At 42.8% G+C, this 20,069-nt stretch carries 22 protein-coding genes; 17 read left to right on the top strand and 5 right to left on the bottom strand.

From position 1 onward, the window contains the following. Positions 1–11 precede the first annotated feature (11 nt). The 10 genes from B9T26_RS03170 (at position 12) to yjgA (ending at position 7,741) form a co-directional block, all read left to right on the top strand. Entirely contained in the window at positions 12–704 is a 693-nt protein-coding gene (locus tag B9T26_RS03170) for a hypothetical protein (RefSeq protein ID WP_086198367.1), read from the top strand. A gap of 392 nt (positions 705–1,096) precedes the next feature. Then, positions 1,097–1,858, top strand: a complete 762-nt coding sequence (gene mazG / locus B9T26_RS03165; protein ID WP_086198366.1) for a nucleoside triphosphate pyrophosphohydrolase — start codon at positions 1,097–1,099, stop codon at positions 1,856–1,858. 11 nt (positions 1,859–1,869) lie between these two features. Then, on the top strand, positions 1,870–2,277 hold the full coding sequence (locus tag B9T26_RS03160) for a ComEA family DNA-binding protein (RefSeq protein WP_086198365.1): 408 nt from the start codon (positions 1,870–1,872) through the stop codon (positions 2,275–2,277). Between the two features lie 135 nt (positions 2,278–2,412). Continuing rightward, positions 2,413–3,867: a polynucleotide adenylyltransferase PcnB gene (pcnB, locus tag B9T26_RS03155; protein WP_086198364.1), complete on the top strand. Its 1,455-nt coding sequence runs from the start codon at positions 2,413–2,415 to the stop codon at positions 3,865–3,867. Continuing rightward, complete coding sequence (folK, locus tag B9T26_RS03150) at positions 3,867–4,352, top strand: 2-amino-4-hydroxy-6-hydroxymethyldihydropteridine diphosphokinase (RefSeq protein ID WP_171262923.1); 486 nt, start codon at positions 3,867–3,869, stop codon at positions 4,350–4,352. The genes pcnB and folK overlap by 1 nt, the downstream gene beginning before the upstream one ends. Positions 4,353–4,399: 47 nt before the next feature. Further along, the gene (gene panB / locus B9T26_RS03145) at positions 4,400–5,209 is read left to right on the top strand and encodes a 3-methyl-2-oxobutanoate hydroxymethyltransferase (protein WP_086198362.1); all 810 of its coding nucleotides are present in this window, start codon (positions 4,400–4,402) and stop codon (positions 5,207–5,209) included. A 2-nt stretch (positions 5,210–5,211) separates the two neighbouring features. Further along, the gene (panC, locus tag B9T26_RS03140; protein WP_086198361.1) at positions 5,212–6,057 is read left to right on the top strand and encodes a pantoate--beta-alanine ligase; all 846 of its coding nucleotides are present in this window, start codon (positions 5,212–5,214) and stop codon (positions 6,055–6,057) included. 27 nt (positions 6,058–6,084) lie between these two features. Next, positions 6,085–6,936 carry an RNase adapter RapZ gene (gene rapZ / locus B9T26_RS03135; protein ID WP_086198360.1) on the top strand — a complete coding sequence of 284 codons (852 nt, stop codon included), beginning with the start codon at positions 6,085–6,087 and terminating at the stop codon, positions 6,934–6,936. Next, complete coding sequence (locus tag B9T26_RS03130) at positions 6,933–7,202, top strand: HPr family phosphocarrier protein (protein ID WP_086198359.1); 270 nt, start codon at positions 6,933–6,935, stop codon at positions 7,200–7,202. Before rapZ ends, B9T26_RS03130 begins: the two co-directional genes overlap by 4 nt. Positions 7,203–7,204: 2 nt before the next feature. After that, complete coding sequence (gene yjgA / locus B9T26_RS03125) at positions 7,205–7,741, top strand: ribosome biogenesis factor YjgA (RefSeq protein WP_086198358.1); 537 nt, start codon at positions 7,205–7,207, stop codon at positions 7,739–7,741. A 152-nt stretch (positions 7,742–7,893) separates the two neighbouring features. On the opposite strand, the gene B9T26_RS03120 is transcribed toward yjgA, so the two are convergent. After that, a complete protein-coding gene (locus tag B9T26_RS03120) occupies positions 7,894–9,534 on the bottom strand; it encodes an acyl-CoA synthetase (protein WP_086198357.1) in 1,641 nt (546 codons plus the stop codon). Positions 9,535–9,768: 234 nt separating this feature from the next. On the opposite strand from B9T26_RS03120, the gene B9T26_RS03115 reads away from it, so the two are divergent. The 4 genes from B9T26_RS03115 to infC all read left to right on the top strand — a co-directional run bounded on the left by B9T26_RS03115 (position 9,769) and on the right by infC (position 14,932). Then, entirely contained in the window at positions 9,769–11,049 is a 1,281-nt protein-coding gene (locus tag B9T26_RS03115) for a D-arabinono-1,4-lactone oxidase (RefSeq protein WP_086198356.1), read from the top strand. A 15-nt stretch (positions 11,050–11,064) separates the two neighbouring features. Then, positions 11,065–12,219, top strand: a complete 1,155-nt coding sequence (locus B9T26_RS03110) for an alanine racemase (RefSeq protein WP_086198355.1) — start codon at positions 11,065–11,067, stop codon at positions 12,217–12,219. Between the two features lie 233 nt (positions 12,220–12,452). Continuing rightward, positions 12,453–14,375 carry a threonine--tRNA ligase gene (thrS, locus tag B9T26_RS03105; RefSeq protein WP_086198354.1) on the top strand — a complete coding sequence of 641 codons (1,923 nt, stop codon included), beginning with the start codon at positions 12,453–12,455 and terminating at the stop codon, positions 14,373–14,375. Between the two features lie 59 nt (positions 14,376–14,434). Continuing rightward, complete coding sequence (gene infC / locus B9T26_RS03100) at positions 14,435–14,932, top strand: translation initiation factor IF-3 (RefSeq protein WP_413772757.1); 498 nt, start codon at positions 14,435–14,437, stop codon at positions 14,930–14,932. A gap of 95 nt (positions 14,933–15,027) precedes the next feature. Here the strand turns inward: infC and B9T26_RS03095 are convergent, their stop codons facing one another. Both B9T26_RS03095 and B9T26_RS03090 read right to left on the bottom strand, forming a co-directional pair. Then, positions 15,028–15,423 (bottom strand): hypothetical protein, encoded by a 396-nt coding sequence (locus B9T26_RS03095; RefSeq protein ID WP_086198353.1) that lies wholly within the window; start codon positions 15,421–15,423, stop codon positions 15,028–15,030. A gap of 139 nt (positions 15,424–15,562) precedes the next feature. After that, positions 15,563–16,024, bottom strand: a complete 462-nt coding sequence (locus B9T26_RS03090; protein ID WP_086198352.1) for an Hsp20 family protein — start codon at positions 16,022–16,024, stop codon at positions 15,563–15,565. A gap of 324 nt (positions 16,025–16,348) precedes the next feature. Between B9T26_RS03090 and B9T26_RS03085 the strand changes: the two genes are divergently transcribed. The 3 genes from B9T26_RS03085 (at position 16,349) to B9T26_RS03075 (ending at position 17,779) form a co-directional block, all read left to right on the top strand. Continuing rightward, entirely contained in the window at positions 16,349–16,978 is a 630-nt protein-coding gene (locus B9T26_RS03085) for a glutathione S-transferase N-terminal domain-containing protein (protein ID WP_086198351.1), read from the top strand. 75 nt (positions 16,979–17,053) lie between these two features. Beyond that, entirely contained in the window at positions 17,054–17,338 is a 285-nt protein-coding gene (locus B9T26_RS03080; protein WP_086198350.1) for a hypothetical protein, read from the top strand. Positions 17,339–17,353: 15 nt separating this feature from the next. Then, positions 17,354–17,779, top strand: coding sequence for a YqaA family protein (locus tag B9T26_RS03075; protein ID WP_086198349.1), 426 nt, complete (start codon positions 17,354–17,356; stop codon positions 17,777–17,779). Between the two features lie 36 nt (positions 17,780–17,815). Here B9T26_RS03075 and B9T26_RS03070 read toward each other — a convergent pair whose 3' ends face one another. Further along, positions 17,816–18,562: a TonB family protein gene (locus B9T26_RS03070; RefSeq protein WP_086198348.1), complete on the bottom strand. Its 747-nt coding sequence runs from the start codon at positions 18,560–18,562 to the stop codon at positions 17,816–17,818. 103 nt (positions 18,563–18,665) lie between these two features. Next, positions 18,666–19,925 carry an MFS transporter gene (locus B9T26_RS03065; RefSeq protein WP_086198347.1) on the bottom strand — a complete coding sequence of 420 codons (1,260 nt, stop codon included), beginning with the start codon at positions 19,923–19,925 and terminating at the stop codon, positions 18,666–18,668. Positions 19,926–20,069 lie beyond the last annotated feature (144 nt).

Below are 20,069 nucleotides of genomic sequence, written 5' to 3'. Positions count from 1 at the left end.
GGTAACAAGATATGAAAAAGATTGCAATAGTTTTAGCTGTATCGGCATCTATGGGGGCTTCAAGCGTCTATGCTGGTTTTGGGTCACTCAGTAGTCTGGCTTCGACCTTAACAGAATCTGCGACTGGTGTATCATCTTCAAATATGGATCTGAATGGTTTCTTTACTCAAGCTAAAGCAACCAATGCTATGTTTATTCAGAGCCGTAGTGCTTTAGCTTCATTGCTGGCAAGCAAGAAAGATTCAGATGAATTAAAAGCAAAACAAAAAAGCTTGAAAACGACTTCTGATCTGAAAGAAAAAGAAGCAATTCAAAAAGAAATTATCGCGATGTCAAATGCGGTTCTAGAAGCATCTAAAAAAGATGAAGCAGCGACAGTGGCAATGCTTTCAGCACTAGATACTAAACAAAAGAAATTGCTTTTAGATTCTGCAACAAACTTTGTGATTGCAAGTTTAACCGCACGTGATTTGGCTTTAGGCGCTAAACAAGTCAGTATGAGCATGATGGCAAATCCAGGCAGTTTAACCAATACAGGACTGTCTTTAGTAGATGCCAAAAATGTTATGGGTGACATTTCGGGAATTGCAAAAAACTCAAGTATGGCTTTGGTGGAATATCCTAAACTGTTTAAAAAAGCCGGTATTGAATTTAAAGTACCTGCAAGTTCTGCAGAAAAACCAAAAGTGCTTGATGATATTTAAAAGTTCATTGAAGTCTGAGTTTTAAAATAGATTAAAATTTTTTAGCACTCATTGAATACTTTTCACCGTAAGAAAGAGCCGGATAATCCGGCTCTTTTTCTATTACATGACTTATTTTCTTATTGCCGTTTTACCTTTGCATATCCAAGCCTTAGTTAGGTTTCTGAGTAAAAGTTACTAGCTGAACATGAAGCTCAATCTAGCTGTCCATGAACAACAGATATGGAAGAAAGCGTAATGCCTTGTACAGAACCACTAATCCCTATACTGTGCAACTGATTTTCCTTTCAATTGTGTTTGCTGTGCTGCATTTTTTATGAGTTTAAGTTCAGCATCAGCAGGATGGATAATGAAAATGGTCGTGTGTCTGAAATGATGGGAGTGAGAACAACATGGATCAATTATTGACAGTAATGCGAGAGCTACGTGAAAAATGTCCATGGGATCAGCAGCAAACACCGCAAAGCCTGACCCGATATGCCATAGAGGAAGCCTATGAGGTCGAAGCGGCGGTACGGCAGGGCAAGCCAGAGGAAGTACGCGATGAGCTTGGAGATTTACTTCTGCAAGTGGTGTTTCAGGCACAAATGTACAGCGAACAAGGTGCTTTTGATTTTAATGATGTGGTGAATGCCATTACCGAGAAATTGATTCGCCGTCATCCTCATGTATTTCAGGCACAGCAATATTCACAATTGAGTGCAGAAGATGTATCGATACTTTGGCAGCAAATTAAACAACAGGAAAAACAGGGCAAAGCACAATCACGTTTAGATGAGATAAAGCATGGACCTGCTATCCAGCAAGCTCATGAAATTCAAAAAAATGCTGCGCAAATTGGCTTTGATTTTCCTGATGTGGCAGGTGCTTATGGCAAACTGAATGAAGAATTAGGCGAATTGCAACAAGCCATGCAAAAGCAAAATTCCGACGAAATATTCGACGAATTTGGCGATTGTTTATTTTCACTGATTAATGTTGGACGTAAACTAGGGCTTTCTAGTGAAATGGCACTGTTAAGTACCATTCATAAATTTAGAACACGTTTTGCTTTCATTGAAGATCAGGCTCAACAACAACATAAAAATATTGAAGCCCTATCATTAGAAGAAATGGATCTACTTTGGGAGCAGGCGAAAAAACAATTAAAATAATAGGTTTGCCAATGAAAAAAATAATACCTATCCTGAAGGGGATTTCTTATATTTTTGGTTTGCTGTCTTTGTTGAGTGTATCCAATAGTTATGCTCAACAGTTTGACCAGCAATATTTAAAATGGAAGGCTGAACAGCAGGCCCATGATGCACGCTTGAAAATACCACGGGTCTCAACACGAGAGCACTATCTGGCTAAGCCTGCTTTAAATCCTGCCAGTTCGGCAACTAAAATCAGTTTGAATCAGGCCAATGCTGAACAGCTACAAGAACTGTCCGGGGTAGGTCAAAAGAAAGCTGAAGCGATTATTGCCTATCGGCAAAAAAATGGAAAATTTAAAAATATTGAAGAATTGCAACAGGTCAAGGGCATTGGGCCTGCACTCTTTAGCAAGAATAAAGATCGCTTAGGCCTATAGTGGACGGTGATAGACGCTTAGAATATCGAACAAAGTATTGAGCATTGAGATAATCAAATTGCCCTTTGATTGTGTTAGAGATATGATTAGCGTCATCTTAGATATTTTACGTTCAGACGTAGGAGACAGCGTCTTTTGCAAACTTTGCGCGCGTCAAAATGTGGTTTATCAACCGCTCAATTACCTTCTTCCATATTAGATGTTATCGATGCTTTAACCAAGGCTGGCTATGAAGCTTATATCGTCGGTGGTGGTGTCCGTGACTTGATCTTAGGGCTAAATCCTAAAGATTTTGATGCGGTGACCAATGCAACTCCGGCTCAGGTGAAAGAAGTCTTCGGACGACGTTGCCGGATTATCGGACGACGTTTTGAGCTGGCTCATGTCTATGCCGGTCGCGAGCTGATCGAAGTTGCCACTTTCCGTGCACCGCCTAAAAAGGCAGTCACTTCTGCCTCAGGCATGATTTTACGTGACAATAATTGGGGCACAATTGAACAGGATTTTGCCCGCCGTGATTTTTCCATTAACGCGATGTATTACCAGCCGCGTAAAGGTATTGTGCTCGATTTCTGTCATGCCATTGATGATATAAAAAATAAAACCTTACGTTTATTGGGCGATCCAACCTTACGTTTTGAAGAAGACCCGGTACGGATGCTCCGAACTTTGCGGTTCGCTGCAAAATTAAATTTTAGTATCGCCCCTGAAATTTTAGAGATTTTTACGCCTGAAATGACCCAGTTGCTGCGTGATATCTCTCCGCACCGCTTATATGATGAATCACAGAAGTTGTTCACCATGGGGCATTTGAATCGTGTGCTGCCGATGCTGATTGATTTTGATATTTGGCGTCAGCTGTTTGCAGACATCAGCCCGGATATCTCGACCTTTATTGAACGTGCTGCCATTAATACCGATCAGCGTATTCAAATTGGCAAGACCATCAACCCGGCATTCTTTTATGCGGTATTGTTGTGGAAACCGTTCTTAGAGCGTTGCAACTTTTATTTAAGTAAAGGTGTTGTTCCTGCAGAGGCAAGAGCGCAGGCGGGTTTGGATGTTTTAAAACGTCAGGCCACCCGTACCATTATTCCACGTTTTGCCGAAACCTTTATTCGTGAAGTGTGGGAAATGCAAACCCGTTTGCTCAATCCGAAGCCACAACAAATTCAGGCTTTATCAACCCATGCGCGTTTCCGTGCCGGGTTTGACTTTCTGTTGCTGCGTGAGAAATCGGGCGACGACACTACCCAGGGCATGGGCGTGTGGTGGGATGCGTATCAACAGATGACGACGGACGAAAAAGAACGCGCCATTAGTCAATACAACCGTCAACGTGCAAAAAGCCGTCGTAAAACTGCAACAGAAGATGTGGTAGAAACTAAATTGGTGGCTGCTGAGATTGAGCCTTTGGTGAACGAACCTGAACCTCGTAGCCGCCGTGAACGCAAGAGCCGGACAAAACCTGAAAGACCAGTTCAGTCTGCTTCGTCAAATGGCTCCGAAATTGGCTACGATCATCCAATTTTAAAACGCAAACGGGTAAAGCGTGATTTAAGTCAGGTTGTTTTTGGACCGACACAATGATGACAGTAACCTATATTGGCTTAGGCAGTAACCTGGGTGATTCGCGTCAAATTCTGATCGAAGCAGTGCAGAAGCTGGCGACATTGGGAACAGTGAAAACCTCCAGATTGTATCAAAGTCCTCCTATGGGGCCTCAAGATCAGCCCAATTACTTAAATGCGGCTGTACAGCTGATTACAGACTTGGAACCTATTGCATTGCTGGATGAATTGCAGCGTTTTGAACAAGAATCAGGTCGAGTTCGACTGCGTCATTGGGGCGAAAGGACTTTGGATCTGGATCTGCTCATTTATGGCGAACAACAGATTCATAATGAGCGCTTGACTGTGCCGCATGTAGGTGTCATGGAGCGTGATTTTGTATTGATGCCATTGCTTGATTTGGATGAAAATTTTCAACTCAAAGGCCAATTATTAAAAGATTTACCGCTATTGCAACATCCGTCGCTTACCGTGCTGGATGAAGAAAATTGGGCAAATATTTAATTTTTTGAATGACCGCTTGAGAAAGTCGTCATAAGAGGAATATCTGGATGATTAGTCTAAGTGACTTAAGAAAATTTAAAGCGCAAGGCCGCAAATTCTCCTGCCTGACTTGCTATGATGCGAGTATGGCGAAAGCAATGGAAATTGCTGAAATTGATACAATTTTGGTTGGTGATTCTTTAGGGATGACCATTCAGGGTTGTGATTCTACCTTACCTGTGACTGTCGCAGATATGGCTTATCACACGGCAGCGGTTCGCCGTGGCAACCAGCATGCGTTTATTTTGACTGATTTGCCGTTTATGAGTTATGCCACACTGAATGATGCACTTATCAGTGCCAAACAAGTGATGCAAGCTGGCGCGCACATGGTGAAAATTGAAGGTGGTGCATGGCTGGCCGAAATGGTTCAGGTGTTAACCCGTAATGGTATTCCTGTGTGTGTACACTTGGGTTTAACCCCACAATCTGTGCATGTGTTTGGCGGCTATAAAGTTCAGGCGCGTACCCGTGAAGCTGCCGATCAGCTGATTGCCGACTGTAAGGCTGTGGTGGAAGCTGGGGCTGCAGTCCTGCTACTGGAATGCGTTCCGGCACAGGTGGGTAAGGAAATTAGTGAATTGTTTCCCCATACTCCTGTCATTGGCATTGGCGCGGGCGCAGATACTGACGGTCAGGTGCTTGTCGTGCAAGATATGCTTGGATTGACCGGTGGTCATGTGGCTAAATTTGTCCGTAATTTTATGAAAGAACAAGCAGGGGAAACTGCAATTCTGGATGCCTTTAAGGCGTACCATACGGCAGTCCAAGAGGGTTCATTCCCTGCCAAAGAACAAACTTTTCAAGTTGAGCTGTAAACATGAAAACAGAAACGACCATTCAGGGATTAAGCGCTTCACTGAGTCCAGCTCGATCGGCACGAAAAATTATTGGTTTTGTCCCAACCATGGGCAATTTGCACGAAGGGCATTTAAACCTGGTTCGTGAAGCAAAAAAACTCTGTGATGTTGTGGTAGTCAGCATTTTTGTCAACCCGATTCAATTTGGGCCAAACGAAGACTTTGATAGTTATCCGCGTACTTTGGAGCGGGATAGCCATTTGTTGGCCGATGTCGGCTGTGACATTATTTTTGCGCCTAGCGTTGAGCAAATGTATGGCAATAAGCCACGTTTAACCAATATTAGCGTGTCTGATATTACCAATGACTTATGTGGTTTACAGCGTCCGGGTCATTTTGATGGCGTAGCGGTGGTGGTCACTAAACTGTTTAATATCGTGCAGCCGAATTTTGCCTTCTTTGGACAAAAGGACTATCAGCAACTGGCAGTGATTCGTCAGTTTGTACGTGACCTGAATATTCCGCTGGAAGTGATTGGAGTGCCAATTGCCCGTGCCGAAGATGGTTTGGCCCTCAGTTCACGTAATGGTTATTTGAGTGAAGAAAATCGTGCTATTGCGCCGACCATTTACCAAAGTTTAACTGCTGCCGAACAGCAATTGCACAGTGGTGTCAGCCTTGCGGAAGTGTTAGAAAATATAAAGCAAAAGTTGACACAAGCTGGTTTTATTGTGGATTATGTGGAAGCGCGTACTCCAGAATTACAAAAAATAGAAGCATTTAATCAGGACGTGGTGCTGTTTGTTGCTGCTAAATTAGGTACAACCCGTCTGATTGATAACTTGCAGGTTAAGCATACTGCATAGATTTTTGCTATAAAGGACAGCCTTGCCATGAAGCGTATTTTAATTGTTACGGGACAATCCGGATCAGGAAAATCATCTGCCCTGCAGGTGCTTGAAGATTTGGGCTATTACTGTATTGATAATTTACCGCTGGCATTGCTGCCGGAAATTGTGGAAAAGCTCGATCGTGACAATAATTTAGAACAACTGGCACTAGGCGTGGATGTACGCAGTACCCGCGCAGATTTGCAAGAGTTTGACCATGTTTTTGAACAATTACAGAAATATGGGTCGGTGGATATCATTTATTTGACCACACAAGATCAAGAACTGATTTCTCGTTTCAGTGCATCGCGGCGTCCACATCCTTTAGCCAGTCGTTTTAAAAGTTTGAATGAGTGTATACAGGAAGAAAAAACCTTATTACTTCCCATACAATTGCGTTCCACGGTACATATTGATACCACGGATAAAAGTGTGCATGATTTGAAGCACACCTTATTGTCTAAACTTGGTCAATCAGATAACCTCATTTTAATTTTACAATCATTTGGTTATAAACACGGTATTCCGCTTGATGCCGATTATGTTTTTGACGTGCGTCATTTGCCTAATCCACATTGGGATCTGGAATTGCGAAAATATTCAGGTTTAGATTTGCCTGTGCAACAGTTTTTGCTGCAAAGTGAACAAACCAATGAAATGTTCCAAGACATTTATCACTTTTTAGATAAGTGGTTGCCTGCATTTGCAGAAGGGCACCGTCACTATATGACGGTATCCATTGGCTGTACCGGCGGGCAGCACCGTTCAGTATATATCGTCGATAGACTCAAAAAAGCCCTTGAGGAAAAATGGTCTATCCAAGTCCTACACAGAGAAATGAAGCACTGGTCATGATTGACACAACTGTTGACGTAATTAATAAACTAGGTTTACATGCGCGTGCGTCTGGAAAGCTAATTGAAGTGACCACCAAATTTCGTTCATCGATTCAAATTGGTAAAGGTAGCAAATTAGTAGATGCAAAAAATATTATGTCCTTGCTCATGCTGGGTGCAGGCAAGGGCACAACTTTACGTTTAGTGCTTGAAGGCGCAGATGAAGAACAAGCTTTATCTGAAATTCAGGCACTCTTTGCAGCAAAATTTTACGAGGCAGATTAATCGTGGCACGTCGACCGCAACAGCGTTTTACTGAAGATGACTTTGAGACTTTAGAAGGACGTGCAAGCAAAACCGAACAAAAAAAAGCAGTTCAGCGTATGGCTGCTTTAGGTGAACAACTGGCTGAATTGAGCCTTAAACAGATTCAGAAACTCCCTGTGGAAGAACGTTTAATTGATGCTTTGCTTGATGTGCGTAGTATTACTTCAGGTGAGGCACGTCGTCGCCAGTTTTTACGGATTGGTAAATTGTTGCGTAATGAAGATGAGGCAATGATTTTGTCTTATTTAACACCGCAGCAAGGAGCAAAGAAAACAGCCCAATTACAGCGTTGGGTCGATCGCATGATCGCTCAAGGTGATCCGGTGATTAAAGAATTCATGAAAGCGCATAATGCGGCGGAGCATCATCCTATTCGTCAGCATATTTTGCGTATTCATCGTGATATGGCCAAACAAGTATCTGAAGAAGAGTTGGCCGCGTCGAAGTTAAAATTGTTTAACTATATTCAGCAAGTGGCTTTGATTTCAGACAACTGATTTCTAGGTTATATCCTAAAACTAAAAAAGCGGCTCGATTGAGTCGCTTTTTTTATACCTTAATAATTTTCTCTTTGTAGATTCCAGGTTCTCCTTCCTCCTTGTAGGAGGAAGGTTGGGATGGAGGTTATTGAGATATTATTCAGAAAAAATTAATGAAACTCACCTGTGGCACGTTCTTTGGCCCAGTCACGCAGGATAAATTTTTGCAGTTTTCCGGTAGATGTTTTTGGAATTTCGGTAATCACCAAATCTTTAGGTACTTTAAAGCGTGCTAAGTGTTGTTTGCAGAATTCAATCAGTTCTTCAGCTGTTGCTGTTGACCCTTGTTTCAGTTCCACAAAGGCACATGGCACTTCCTGCCAGCGTGGGTCAGGTTTTGCCACCACGGCTGCAGTAAGCACTGCAGGGTGCTGATACAGCACTTCTTCTACTTCTAGCGAGGAAATATTTTCACCGCCTGAAATAATCACATCTTTGGAACGATCAGTAATTTTTGCATAGCCATCTGGTTGGCAAACCGCCAAATCGCCAGTATGGAACCAGCCGCCGGCAAAGGCTTCTGCGGTCGCTTCGGGATTTTTTAAATAACCCTTCATCACAATGTTACCGCGGAACATAATCTCACCCATGGTCTTGCCATCATGCGGAACCTCTTGCATGGTGTCTGGATCAAGTACTTTCATGCCATCTTGTAGTGGATACGGAACCCCTTGACGAGAGTGCAATTGGGCTTGTTCCTGAATTGACAGGTCACTCCAGCCAGCCTGTGATGCACAGAGTGCCGAAGGACCATAGGTTTCCGTCAAGCCATAAACATGAGTCACGTTAATGCCGATATTACGCATGCCTTCAATAATTGCAGCTGGAGGTGCTGCACCCGCAACCATCACTTCGACACGATGATCAATCTTGGCCTTTTTCTCTTCAGGTGTGTTGATCAGCATCGACAGTACAATAGGCGCACCACAGAAATAATCCACTTTATGTTCAGCAATTAATTTGAAGATCAGTTCAGCATCAACTTTACGCAAGCAGACGTTGGTGCCGCCATTTGCTGCCATGGTCCAGGCAAAACACCAGCCATTACAGTGGAATAATGGCAGGGTCCATAAATAGGTGGCACGAGGCATCATGCCGCAGGCAATGATGTTACTGGCTGCATTAATGTAGGCACCACGGTGATGATAGACCACACCTTTAGGATTACCTGTGGTTCCAGAAGTGTAACTTAAGCTGATTGCATCCCATTCATCTTGGGGTAAATGCCATTCAAAGTTTGCATCACCTTGAGCAATCCAGTCTTCATATTCAATTTTCCCAATACGGGTGTCTTCACCTTCAAACTCTTCGTCGGCCACATCAATGATGTAAATTTCTTGAGGAACCAGTGCCAGTGCCTCTTTGGCTACTGCGGTAAATTCAGGATCAATCAGTAACACTTTGGTTTCAGCATGTTCCAGCATGAAAGCCAGTGTTTTGGCATCTAGACGGGTATTTAAGGTATTCAGTACGGCACCTGCCATAGGTACGGCAAAATGCGCTTCAATCATGGCAGGAACGTTAGGCAGCAGTACAGAAACGGTGTCATTTTTACCGATGCCTAATTTTTGAAGTTGGTTCGCAAACTGACGGCAGCGATTATATTTTTCACGCCAGGTAATACGGCGCTTACCGTGAATAATCGCATTTTGATTTGGATAGATATAAGCCGCACGATCCAGATAGCGCAAAGGTGACAACGCTACAAAATTTGCGGGGGTACGCGGTAATTCATCGTATGCGCTAACCATTTTAAAACTCCGTTATATATTTGTTTTCATATCCTGTTGAAAAAGATATGCACTTCTTGAGAATCTTGCATTTATGCTTTAGTCGAGTACTATTTAAAGATTTTTAACATATTGAAAAATAAATAAAATATTTTGTAGCACTGATTTTTTTTGAACGCATGGGTTCCCATATTTGCTTTTTTAGGTATTTTACTCTAACTGGGCAATTAAAATAGTATCAGCCAAGGAATAATAATGAAAATACAACAGGCGGATAAAGGATGGCACAACTGGTCTGGAAGCCAGCAAGCTGATCCTGAAATTATTCAACCTCGACAGCTGAATGAACTCCAGCAACTGGTGAAATCGCATGCAAGGATTCGTGCAGTAGGCGCCGGGCATTCGTTTAGTGCTTTGGCTAAGACCGATGAGGTGCTGCTTAATCTTGATCATTTAAAGGGCGTAGTTGCCTTTGATGAAGTGAAAATGCAATGCACAGTGCAAGCGGGCATACGCCTGGAAGATTTAGGCGAATATCTTGCTCCAATCAATCAGGCACTGCTGAATCAGGGTGATATTGATCAGCAAAGTCTGGCGGGCGCGATCTCTACCGGTACGCATGGCACGGGCATAGGTTTACCCTGTTTATCTGCCTTCGTTAAAGGTTTTGAATTGCTAACTACAGAGGGTGAGCTGTTGCAATGTGATGATTGGCAAAATACCGATATCTTTCAGGCCGGACGTGTTGCTCTGGGCAGTCTGGGGATATTAACCAAAATTACCCTGCAAAATCGGCCCCGCTATAAATTAAAAGAGCAGATTCGCTTATGTCCAATTCAGGACGTATTTACACATATCGATCAATGGAAAAACCAGCACCGGCATATTGAATTTTGGGCTTTCATCCATTCGGATCAGGTGATGTTAAAAACTCTGGATGAAACGGATGAAACCATTCAGCCGCGACAAGATTCATGGCCTTCGGAAGATGCCTTATTAACGATGTGTTCTGAATTGACCCGGGTTCTTCCTGCATCTAATCCTTATCTGCAAAAACTGCTCAGTGTCTTTGTCAAACCGAGTTGTTATGTGGATTGGTCAAACCGTATTTTTCCCACACCCCGCAATACCAGGTTCAATGAAATGGAATATCAGCTTCCGGTGTCACTCGGTCTGCAATGTCTGGAGGAGGTTTTAGCCACCTTAAGGAAGCAGAATGTGCCGATGTTTTTCCCGATCGAATTCCGTTATGTCAAAGGTGATGATATCTGGTTAAGTCCTTTTTATCAGCGTGATTCAGTGTCCATTTCCATACATCAGTTTTATAAACAGGATTATCACGCGATATTTGATTTGGTCGAACCCATATTGCAGAAATATCAGGGCAGACCACATTGGGGGAAATTGCATTCCATGACCGCAGCCTCGCTGCGCGATCTCTACCCGAAATGGGACGATTTTATGGCCCTGCGTCAGCAATTGGACCCTCAGCAAAAATGGCTGAATCCCTATCTAAAGCAATTATTTCTGCTCTGACATGAGGAGAGGGTGATGCAATCAAACTACTTTCAGCAACTGACGCAGGATTTAAACCAGCACGGTACCGGAACACCACAGCTGATTCTGGATTTTGCGCAATATCAACATAATCTGGGCTATGTCCAGTCACAGCTGCCTGCGCAATTAAACCCGCGCCTGGTGGTGAAATCCCTCGCCAGTCTGCCGCTGCTGAAACTGGCCAGTGAAAAACTGCATACCCAGCGTTTTATGCTGTTCCATCTTCCACATATTTCTACCATTAGCGCAGCATTTCCACAGGCCGATATCTTGCTGGGTAAACCCATGCCCATACACGCAGTGGAACGGTTTTATCAGGCTATACCTGATCAGCAACTTAATATTCAATGGCTGATTGATGATCTGGGGCGCTTGCAACAATATTTGCAGCTGGCGCAATGGTTTAACATCCGCTTGAATGTGAATATTGAAATTGATGTGGGACTGCATCGGGGTGGAGTACAAAATCCACAGCAATTTCGGGCTTTACTCAAGCTGATCCAGCAACATTCGGCTCATCTTAAATTCACCGGTTTAATGGGCTATGACGCTCATGTCGCCAAATTGCCGAAAGTTTTAAAGTCTGCCGAAAAGAGTTATCAACAATCGCAGCAAAGTTATCAACAGTACCAAGACATCATTCGGCAGCAATTTCCCAATTTATGGCATGAAAACTTATGTTTTAACGGTGGCGGCAGTCCGACCTTTATGCAGCATTGCCAGCAAAGTGTCTGTAATGATCTGGCTTTTGGTTCCATGCTGCTCAAGCCGAGTGATTTTGATCTGGACACTTTATCTGCTTTAAAATGTGCCTTATGGATTGCCACGCCAGTCTTAAAAGTTTTGCGCCATAGCCAATTGCCGGGTCTGGAACTGCTGAATCATTTTCCACATCAATATAAAGCCCTGTTTGTGTACGGTGGCTATTGGCAGGCCGCTTATATTTATCCTGAAAAAAGCAAGCTGCATCGCTTGTATGGGCGCAGTAGCAATCAGGAAATGCTGCTGGTGCCAAAATCCTGTGAGATTGAGCGGGATGATTATGTGTTTTTAAGGCCAACCCAGAGTGAAGCGATTATCCCGCAATTTGCTCAGCTCTATGCCTATGCACAGGGTAAATTCGAAGCATGGGATAGCTTTAGAGAATAAAAATGACAGCCGCAATGCCTAATTAGGAGGATAGCAGCACATTGGCAAATAAATTCAAAATCAGCCAAATCGCGAATTTTCTAGGTGAAAAGGTTTAATCCTGTGGATAAGACGTGTAAAATTCTAGGCGATTTTTATTTATCCACCGTTTTTATCTTTTGAGGTTCTGCCTCGATCATAATCTCGCGGTGACATGCCCTATGGTACGGGGCATCACTCCTTAAGGATTTTTTATGCCAATTATCACTTTGCCAAATGGCGATCAAAAACAATTTGATCAAGCCGTATCTGTGATGGACGTTGCACTTAGCATTGGTCCCGGTCTTGCAAAAAATACAGTTGCTGGTCGTGTAAACGATCGTTTGGTTGATGCGTCTGATCTCATCACCGAAGATGCAACCCTACAAATTATCACGCCTAAAGATGAAGATGGTATTCATATCATTCGTCACTCTTGTGCACACTTGGTCGGCCATGCGGTTAAGCAATTGTTCCCAGAAGCAAAAATGGTTATTGGCCCAGTCATTGAAGAAGGTTTCTACTATGACATCTGGATGCCGCGTCCATTTACTTTAGACGACATGGCAGCCATCGAAGAGCGTATGAAAAAGCTCATCGACCAAGACTATGATGTCATCAAAAAAATGACACCGCGTGATGAAGTGATTAAAGAATTCACAGCACGTGGCGAAGAATACAAACTCCGCTTGATTGAAGACATGCCTGAAGAAACACAAATGGGCTTGTACTACCATCAAGATTATTTGGATATGTGCCGTGGTCCGCACGTACCGAATACCAAATTCTTAAAATCGTTCAAGCTGACTAAAATCTCTGGCGCTTACTGGCGCGGTGATGCGAAAAATGAACAGCTGCAACGTATCTACGGTACAGCTTGGGCAGACAAAAAACAGTTAGCAGCTTATATCAAACGTATTGAAGAAGCTGAAAAACGCGATCACCGTAAAATCGGTAAAGCGCTTGACTTGTTCCATATGCAGGAAGAAGCACCGGGTATGGTGTTCTGGCATCCAAATGGCTGGACTATTTATCAGGTACTTGAACAGTACATGCGTAAAGTTCAGCAAGCCAACGGTTACCTTGAAATCCGTACTCCGCAAGTGGTTGATTTCACCCTTTGGGAAAAATCAGGACATGCTGCAAACTATGCAGACAACATGTTTACCACGCATTCTGAAAACCGCAACTATGCGGTAAAACCGATGAACTGTCCTTGTCACGTACAAGTGTTCAACCAAGGTTTAAAATCGTACCGTGACTTACCTGTACGTCTTGCAGAATTTGGTTCATGTCACCGTAACGAGCCATCAGGTTCATTGCACGGTATTATGCGTGTACGTGGCTTTACTCAAGATGATGCACACATTTTCTGTACTAAAGAACAAATTGGTCAAGAAGTTGCGGACTTCATCAAGTTAACCCTTGATGTCTACAAAGACTTTGGCTTTGAAGAAGTGCAAATGAAATTGTCGACACGTCCAGAAAAACGTGTAGGTGATGACAAACTTTGGGATATGGCAGAAAAATCTTTGGCAGATGCTTTAGATGCTGCAGGTCTTGCGTGGGATCTTCAACCGGGTGAAGGTGCATTCTACGGTCCGAAAATTGAATTCTCATTGAAAGACTGCTTAGGCCGTATCTGGCAATGTGGTACTATTCAGTGCGACTTTAACTTGCCTGAGCGTTTAGATGCCTCTTATGTAACAGAAGATAACGACCGTGATCAGCCGGTTATGTTACATCGTGCAATTCTTGGCAGTTTTGAGCGTTTTATTGGTATACTGATTGAACACTACGCAGGCTTTATGCCACCTTGGTTGTCGCCAGTTCAAGCGTGTGTGATGAACATTACCGATTCGCAAGCTGAAGCATGTGAGTCAGTCGTCGCTAAACTTAAAGAAAGCGGTATTCGAGCAATTTCTGACTTGAGAAATGAGAAAATCGGCTTTAAGATTCGTGAACGTACTTTAGAGCGTATTCCTTACTTACTGGTTCTAGGGGACCGTGAAGTTGAGGAAGGTACAGTGAACGTGCGTACCCGCTCAGGAAAAAATTTAGGTACTATGTCAATCGATGCCTTCGTTGACCTAGTGAAAGCAGCCGTTGCCGAACGCGGCCGGTACATTGTGGAGTAACAGCGATTAAACAGCCTGACCGTAATCAACAGGGCGGTAACAAATCAAACCGTCCTGCCTTGAATGATGAAATTCGTGCAAAAGAAGTCCGTCTTGTAGACGAAAATGGCGAGCAAAAAGGTATTGTAAGCTTGGCTGATGCCTTGCGTGCTGCAGAAAGCGTTGAGCTTGATCTTGTAGAGATCGTAGCAAATGCTGAGCCACCTGTTTGTAAAATCATGGACTTCAACAAGCATTTGTTTGATCTTAAGCAAAAGCAGAAAGAAGCGAAGAAAAAACAGCATCAAGTACAGGTGAAAGAAATCAAGCTACGCCCTGCGACTGATGTTGGTGATTACAACGTAAAATTACGTGCCATTATCAAGTTCCTTGAAGAAGGCAACAAGGTAAAAATCACTCTACGCTTCCGTGGTCGTGAAATGGCTCACCAACAACTCGGTCTTGCTCAATTGCAAAAAGTTGAAGCAGATGTAGCTGAATTCGGTGTAGTTGAACAAACACCAAAAATGGAAGGCCGTCAAATGGGTATGCTACTTGGACCAAAACGTAAAAAGTAAGCACTCATTGATTAGAAAAGCACTGCAATGGCAGTGCTTTTTTATGGCTGATTTTTGTGAGAAATACTAAAATTCTTATTACCTAGATATGTGCCTTATTGCGCAGCACTCTGCTTGCCTGCTTCAACAATGGGAATGTTGGCTTCAGTCGGGACGTAGATGATTTGTTGAATCCGCCCATCGCGTAATGCTTCACCAAAGGCACCAATGAATTCCTGTTTACGGTATTCAGGATAATCTTTAGCCGCTTGTCCGACCAATTTAATCGCTTCAGCACGAAGCTTGGCGCTTTCCAGTTCTGCTTTAGCGACTTGCACTTGAATCATTTTGGATTGTTCCGCTTCTGCTAGCGCAGCTTGGCCGTCCATGCCTTGTTTCCACACTTTATAATGTGGCCAGCCGAACAGCAAAAGAAGCACCAATAGCAGGGAAAAGAATAAGATAATAAATAAGCTGATGGGGTTAAGCTGAGGCTGTCTTGTATAGTTCATGATAGACCTGTTTTATTTAAACTATTGTTTTGAGTTTTTAAGCGCTTTTTAGTCAGTATATGGCAAAGACAATCCAGTGTGTTTGATGATCTTAGGATGGTTATAAAAAAGACCCGTTATTGGCGGGTCTTTTTATCTTTCATTTGTCCTTTTCGGGTGAAGCGAGCTGTTCAGTGGCTTTGCCTCCAATTGGAATTTGGCGTGGCAGGGCCTCTTCAGGCACAGAACGTTGTAAGTCTATTTTCAATAAACCATTTTCATAATCGGCTTGTTGTACCTCTATATGTTCATCCAGGCGTAGCGACAGTTTAAAGGAACGGCTGGCAATACCTTTATGCAGAAACTCAACCGTTGTGTCTGAAGACTCATCAACTGCTTTACCTGTGATGGTGAGTACTTGATTTTCGATATTAATCTCTAGTTGATCCTGATTAAATCCGGCAGTGGCAACAACAATGCGGTAATTATTGTCGCCTGTTTTTTCAATGTTATAGTGGGGGTAATTGGGCGTATCACTTTGCATGGCATAATCGAATAGATCATTTAAACGGTCAAAGCCAATGCTTCGGCGAAATAGGGGACTAAGACTGAAACTGCTCATTGATAGAACCTCCTGAGGATCACGAAGTTTTATAAACAAGATAAAAGGCTGTTTGTTATTGCAGCCATAGTATTTGAAGCAATCTTGGAAAAGATCATTGCTCTATTTTTTATATAAGACTGTTTTGGGTATTTTCAATCATTGCAATAAAATGTTTTTAAAGCATGAAAAAATGAATAATGCCGAATTAAAATCATTATTTAGATAGGTATTTGGGCTTTTAAGCTTAAGCTAAGATTAAGATTTATTCATAAAAAACATGCTATAACTAAGCATATCGTTCAATAATGTGATGTAAAACGAAAAAGGCAAAAGGTAAGAAACATGATTGATCTCTATTATTGGGGAACGCCCAATGGTCATAAAATTACAATAGCATTAGAAGAAATGGGTTTGGATTATCAAATTTTTCCCATCAATATTTTAGAAAATGATCAGTTTCAACCTGACTTTTTACGTATTTCTCCTAACAATAAAATTCCAGCCATTGTGGATCAGGATGGTCCAAATGGCGATGCGATTTCCGTGTTTGAGTCTGGTGCCATTTTGCAGTATTTGGGCCGTAAAACCGGGCTGTATTATCCTACCGATGAACAGCAGCGCGTTGAAGTCGAGCAATGGCTGATGTGGCAAATGGGGGGTTTGGGGCCGATGCTGGGGCAGAACCATCATTTTGGTCGTTTTGCAGCTGAAAAAATTCCCTATGCAATTGAGCGTTATGTAGCCGAGACTAAACGTTTATATGGCGTGCTGAATAAGCAGCTGATTGGTCAGAAGTATGTGGCCGGGGAATATTCGATTGCTGATATGGCCATTTTACCGTGGATTTTACGCCATGAATGGCAGCAAATTCAGCTCGAAGACTATCCTCTGGTCAAAGAGTATGTTGAGCGTTTAACTGCACGTCCAGCTGTGCAGAAAGCATTGTCGATTCGGGTAGACAGCTTAGTATGAATCGCAATTGTGTTAAGATGGCGGTATAGAAAAATAAACCACCCCAGCGGTGGTTTTTTATTGGATCAGCACCTTATGAAAGCATTCTTTTTAAATTCAACCCGTATTCTTGAACGAAATGCCAGAATCTACTGGAGCATCATTTTTGGCATAGCGGCTTGTCTAATCCTTTATATTGCAGAAGCCGTGCACATCCAGAATTTTATGGCAACTTTAAATACGCAGGATCAAAATGCATTATACGCAGCCATCCAGCCTTTGACGCAACGCTATAGCTATAGCCGTTATCTGGTTCTGATTTTAGCGGTGCTTTGGTCTGTTTATGAATATATCTCGACCAAGAAAAAACTCGGGCTTTAAACAGGTATTGGCCTAATGCCGGCCTACCTGTTACTGTTTATTTCTGCTTTTGGTGCGGCCACCTTATTACCGTTACAGTCTGAAGCGGTGCTGCTCACTTTTCTGGTCGAGGGTCAGCATGAGGCATGGCTGTTAATTGCTGTTGCCAGTCTGGGAAATATTCTGGGATCCTGTGTGAACTGGTGGCTGGGTTTTAAGATTGAACACTATAAAGACAAAAAATGGTTTCCGGTGTCGCAGCAGCAAATGTTCAAAGCACAGGCGAAATATCACAAATATGGCTACTGGTCATTATTGTTGAGTTGGGTGCCAATAATTGGTGATCCGATTACCCTGATTGCCGGTCTGCTGAAAGAAAATTTTGTCCGATTTTTAATGATGGTTTCGATTGCTAAAATAGGGCGCTATTTATTTATCTATTTGGCTTTTAGTTTATTTTAAAAGAGAGATACCTGAGTATCTCTCTTTTTATTTTGCTTATTCACAGTGATTTAAGTCGAACGTAATCTCATCTTTAAAGCTGGATTTCTTATACATCCATAAGGTTTTGGCAGTACGTTTTACCGTAACTTGACTATTTGATACAGCTTGAACAACTTTTTGGTCTAAAGCATAAATACCCGAACCCTGTTTCACTTTAACTTTTTTCACATCGCCGTGTTTATTGACCTTAAAGGTGAATTTAACGCTACGATTGTGCCCGTTGAGCAATTCAGAATCGATGTCTAGCTGAGGCTGGGTTTGGTATGAAAAAGGTGTTTTTCTGTTCTGCTGTTGAGCCTGCCAATTTTTCGATTCAAACTGATAGGGACAAGCTTCAGCATCCTCATCTTCCTGGCCTAATTTTAAACTAAAGGTTTGATAGCCAATGAGAGGTGTTGCCGTATCATTTTCCATATGCGGTTTGACATGCGCTTCACGCACGGCATTCATTAACAGGTTATCCAGATGTGCCAATCCGGTACTTTCTTGTACGCTGGCTTTGGTAATACTGCCAGTTTCATCGGCATAAATACGAATAATGGCACTGCGGTTCTGGTCTTTTAAATCTTCATTTTTGTAGTTGGGGCGCGGAAATTTGGTCCACTGAACGCGGGTAGTCAAATGCGCGGGAAGGGCTGCACTTTTCTGAACGGCGAGTTGTTTTGCTGCTTTGGGTGCAGCGCTATAGACAGTACTGAACGGGAGGCTCAAGAGTAGAGAAAAACACAGTATTTGTTTCATAAATATTTATTTCTTAATCAAACCAGATCGTGCGGCAGGAGTGGAGTATTGTTAGTGCGAAGTATTTCCTGAATTGGAAATACTCGCAAGTCTAAAAATTCAATTAATGTTCATGATCATGCACTTTAGTAATATCGACACCAAATAAATCATGCGTTTTTGCCCAGCTCATGGCCACCACCACCATGGTCATGCAGCCGCCAAATACAGTTGCCATAATGGTGCCCATATATTTTGCCGCCAAACCGGATTCAAAAGCGCCCAGCTCATTGCTGGATGATACAAACATGCCATTTACTGCTGCGACACGACCACGCATGTTTTCTGGCGGGTAAATTTGTAGAATGGTTTGTCGGATGACCACGGAAATACTGTCACAGGCACCAGTCATGGCCAAGGCAAACAGCGATAGCCACATATTGTTCGAGAAGGCAAATAGCAGGGTAAACACGCCAAACCCGGCCACGGCAAGCAGCATATTGCGCCAGGCATTCTGGGTCGGTGGAAATCTGGTTAAGGCGATCATGGTGATGAGTGCACCAATGGAAGGAGCAGCACGCAAATAACCCAAACCTTCAGGCCCGACTTTTAAAATGTCTTCAGCAAAAATTGGCAATAAGGCAATCACGCCGCCGAACAATACTGAAACCAGATCCAGTGAAATGGCCCAGAGCACAATTTTGGTTTTCCAGATAAAGCGGAAACCATCACCCAAACTTTCCAGTAAATTGTCTGTTTCAATCTTGGGAAAACTGCGTTTTTGCAGCAGGTTAATCAGGATAAAACAGATGGCCAAGAGTACCGCTACCGAAAGTAAACTGGTTTCACGACCTAAAAATGCCAGCATAAAACCGCCGAGCATCGGCCCAATAATCACGCCACTTTGCCAGCCAATCGTGGTCCAGGTTGCACCATTGGCATAGAGCTCACGTGGAATCAGAAAAGGCTTGAGCGATGTTGCAGATGGATTGTAAAAACCACGAATGGTGCCCAAGCCAAAAATAACTGCATAAATTCCCCAAGACAGGATATTTACGCTAATTTGAGCCAAGCCGTAAGCATGAAAAAGCCACCATAAAATCAGAGGTAGAGGTAAGGCGAAAAACAAACAGATTTTCATGATGGTCTGTTTATTAAAGCGGTCGGCAAAATAGCCGCCCCATAATGACAAGGCAATAAACGGAATCGCTTCGGCAAGTCCAATTAAACCGAGGGTTAAAGGGTCTTTGGTAATCTGATACAGCGAATAGGCGACAATAATTTCTTGAATTAAAATAGCGAGGGTGAGACAGAACTGGTTAATCGTCACAATGGAAAAGTCACGATAACGCAGGGCTGCAAAAGCATCCTGTGCAGGGTTCATAGGAGTCCAGTATTCTTATGTTGTGATAATTATAATGCCGAATAGTTGATTTATTAATAAAAACATCCCGCTTTGGATAGTGAAAATAAGTCTAAGTGAAGTCGATGATCGGTGCGCTATTTTCAGCATATGTGCTTTTGTTTT

The sequence above is a fragment of the Acinetobacter sp. ANC 4169 genome (assembly GCF_002135355.1).
Classification (GTDB): Bacteria; Pseudomonadota; Gammaproteobacteria; order Pseudomonadales; family Moraxellaceae; genus Acinetobacter.
Note: the sequence above shows the minus strand (reverse complement) of the source record. Positions and strands in the feature narration are given on the sequence as shown.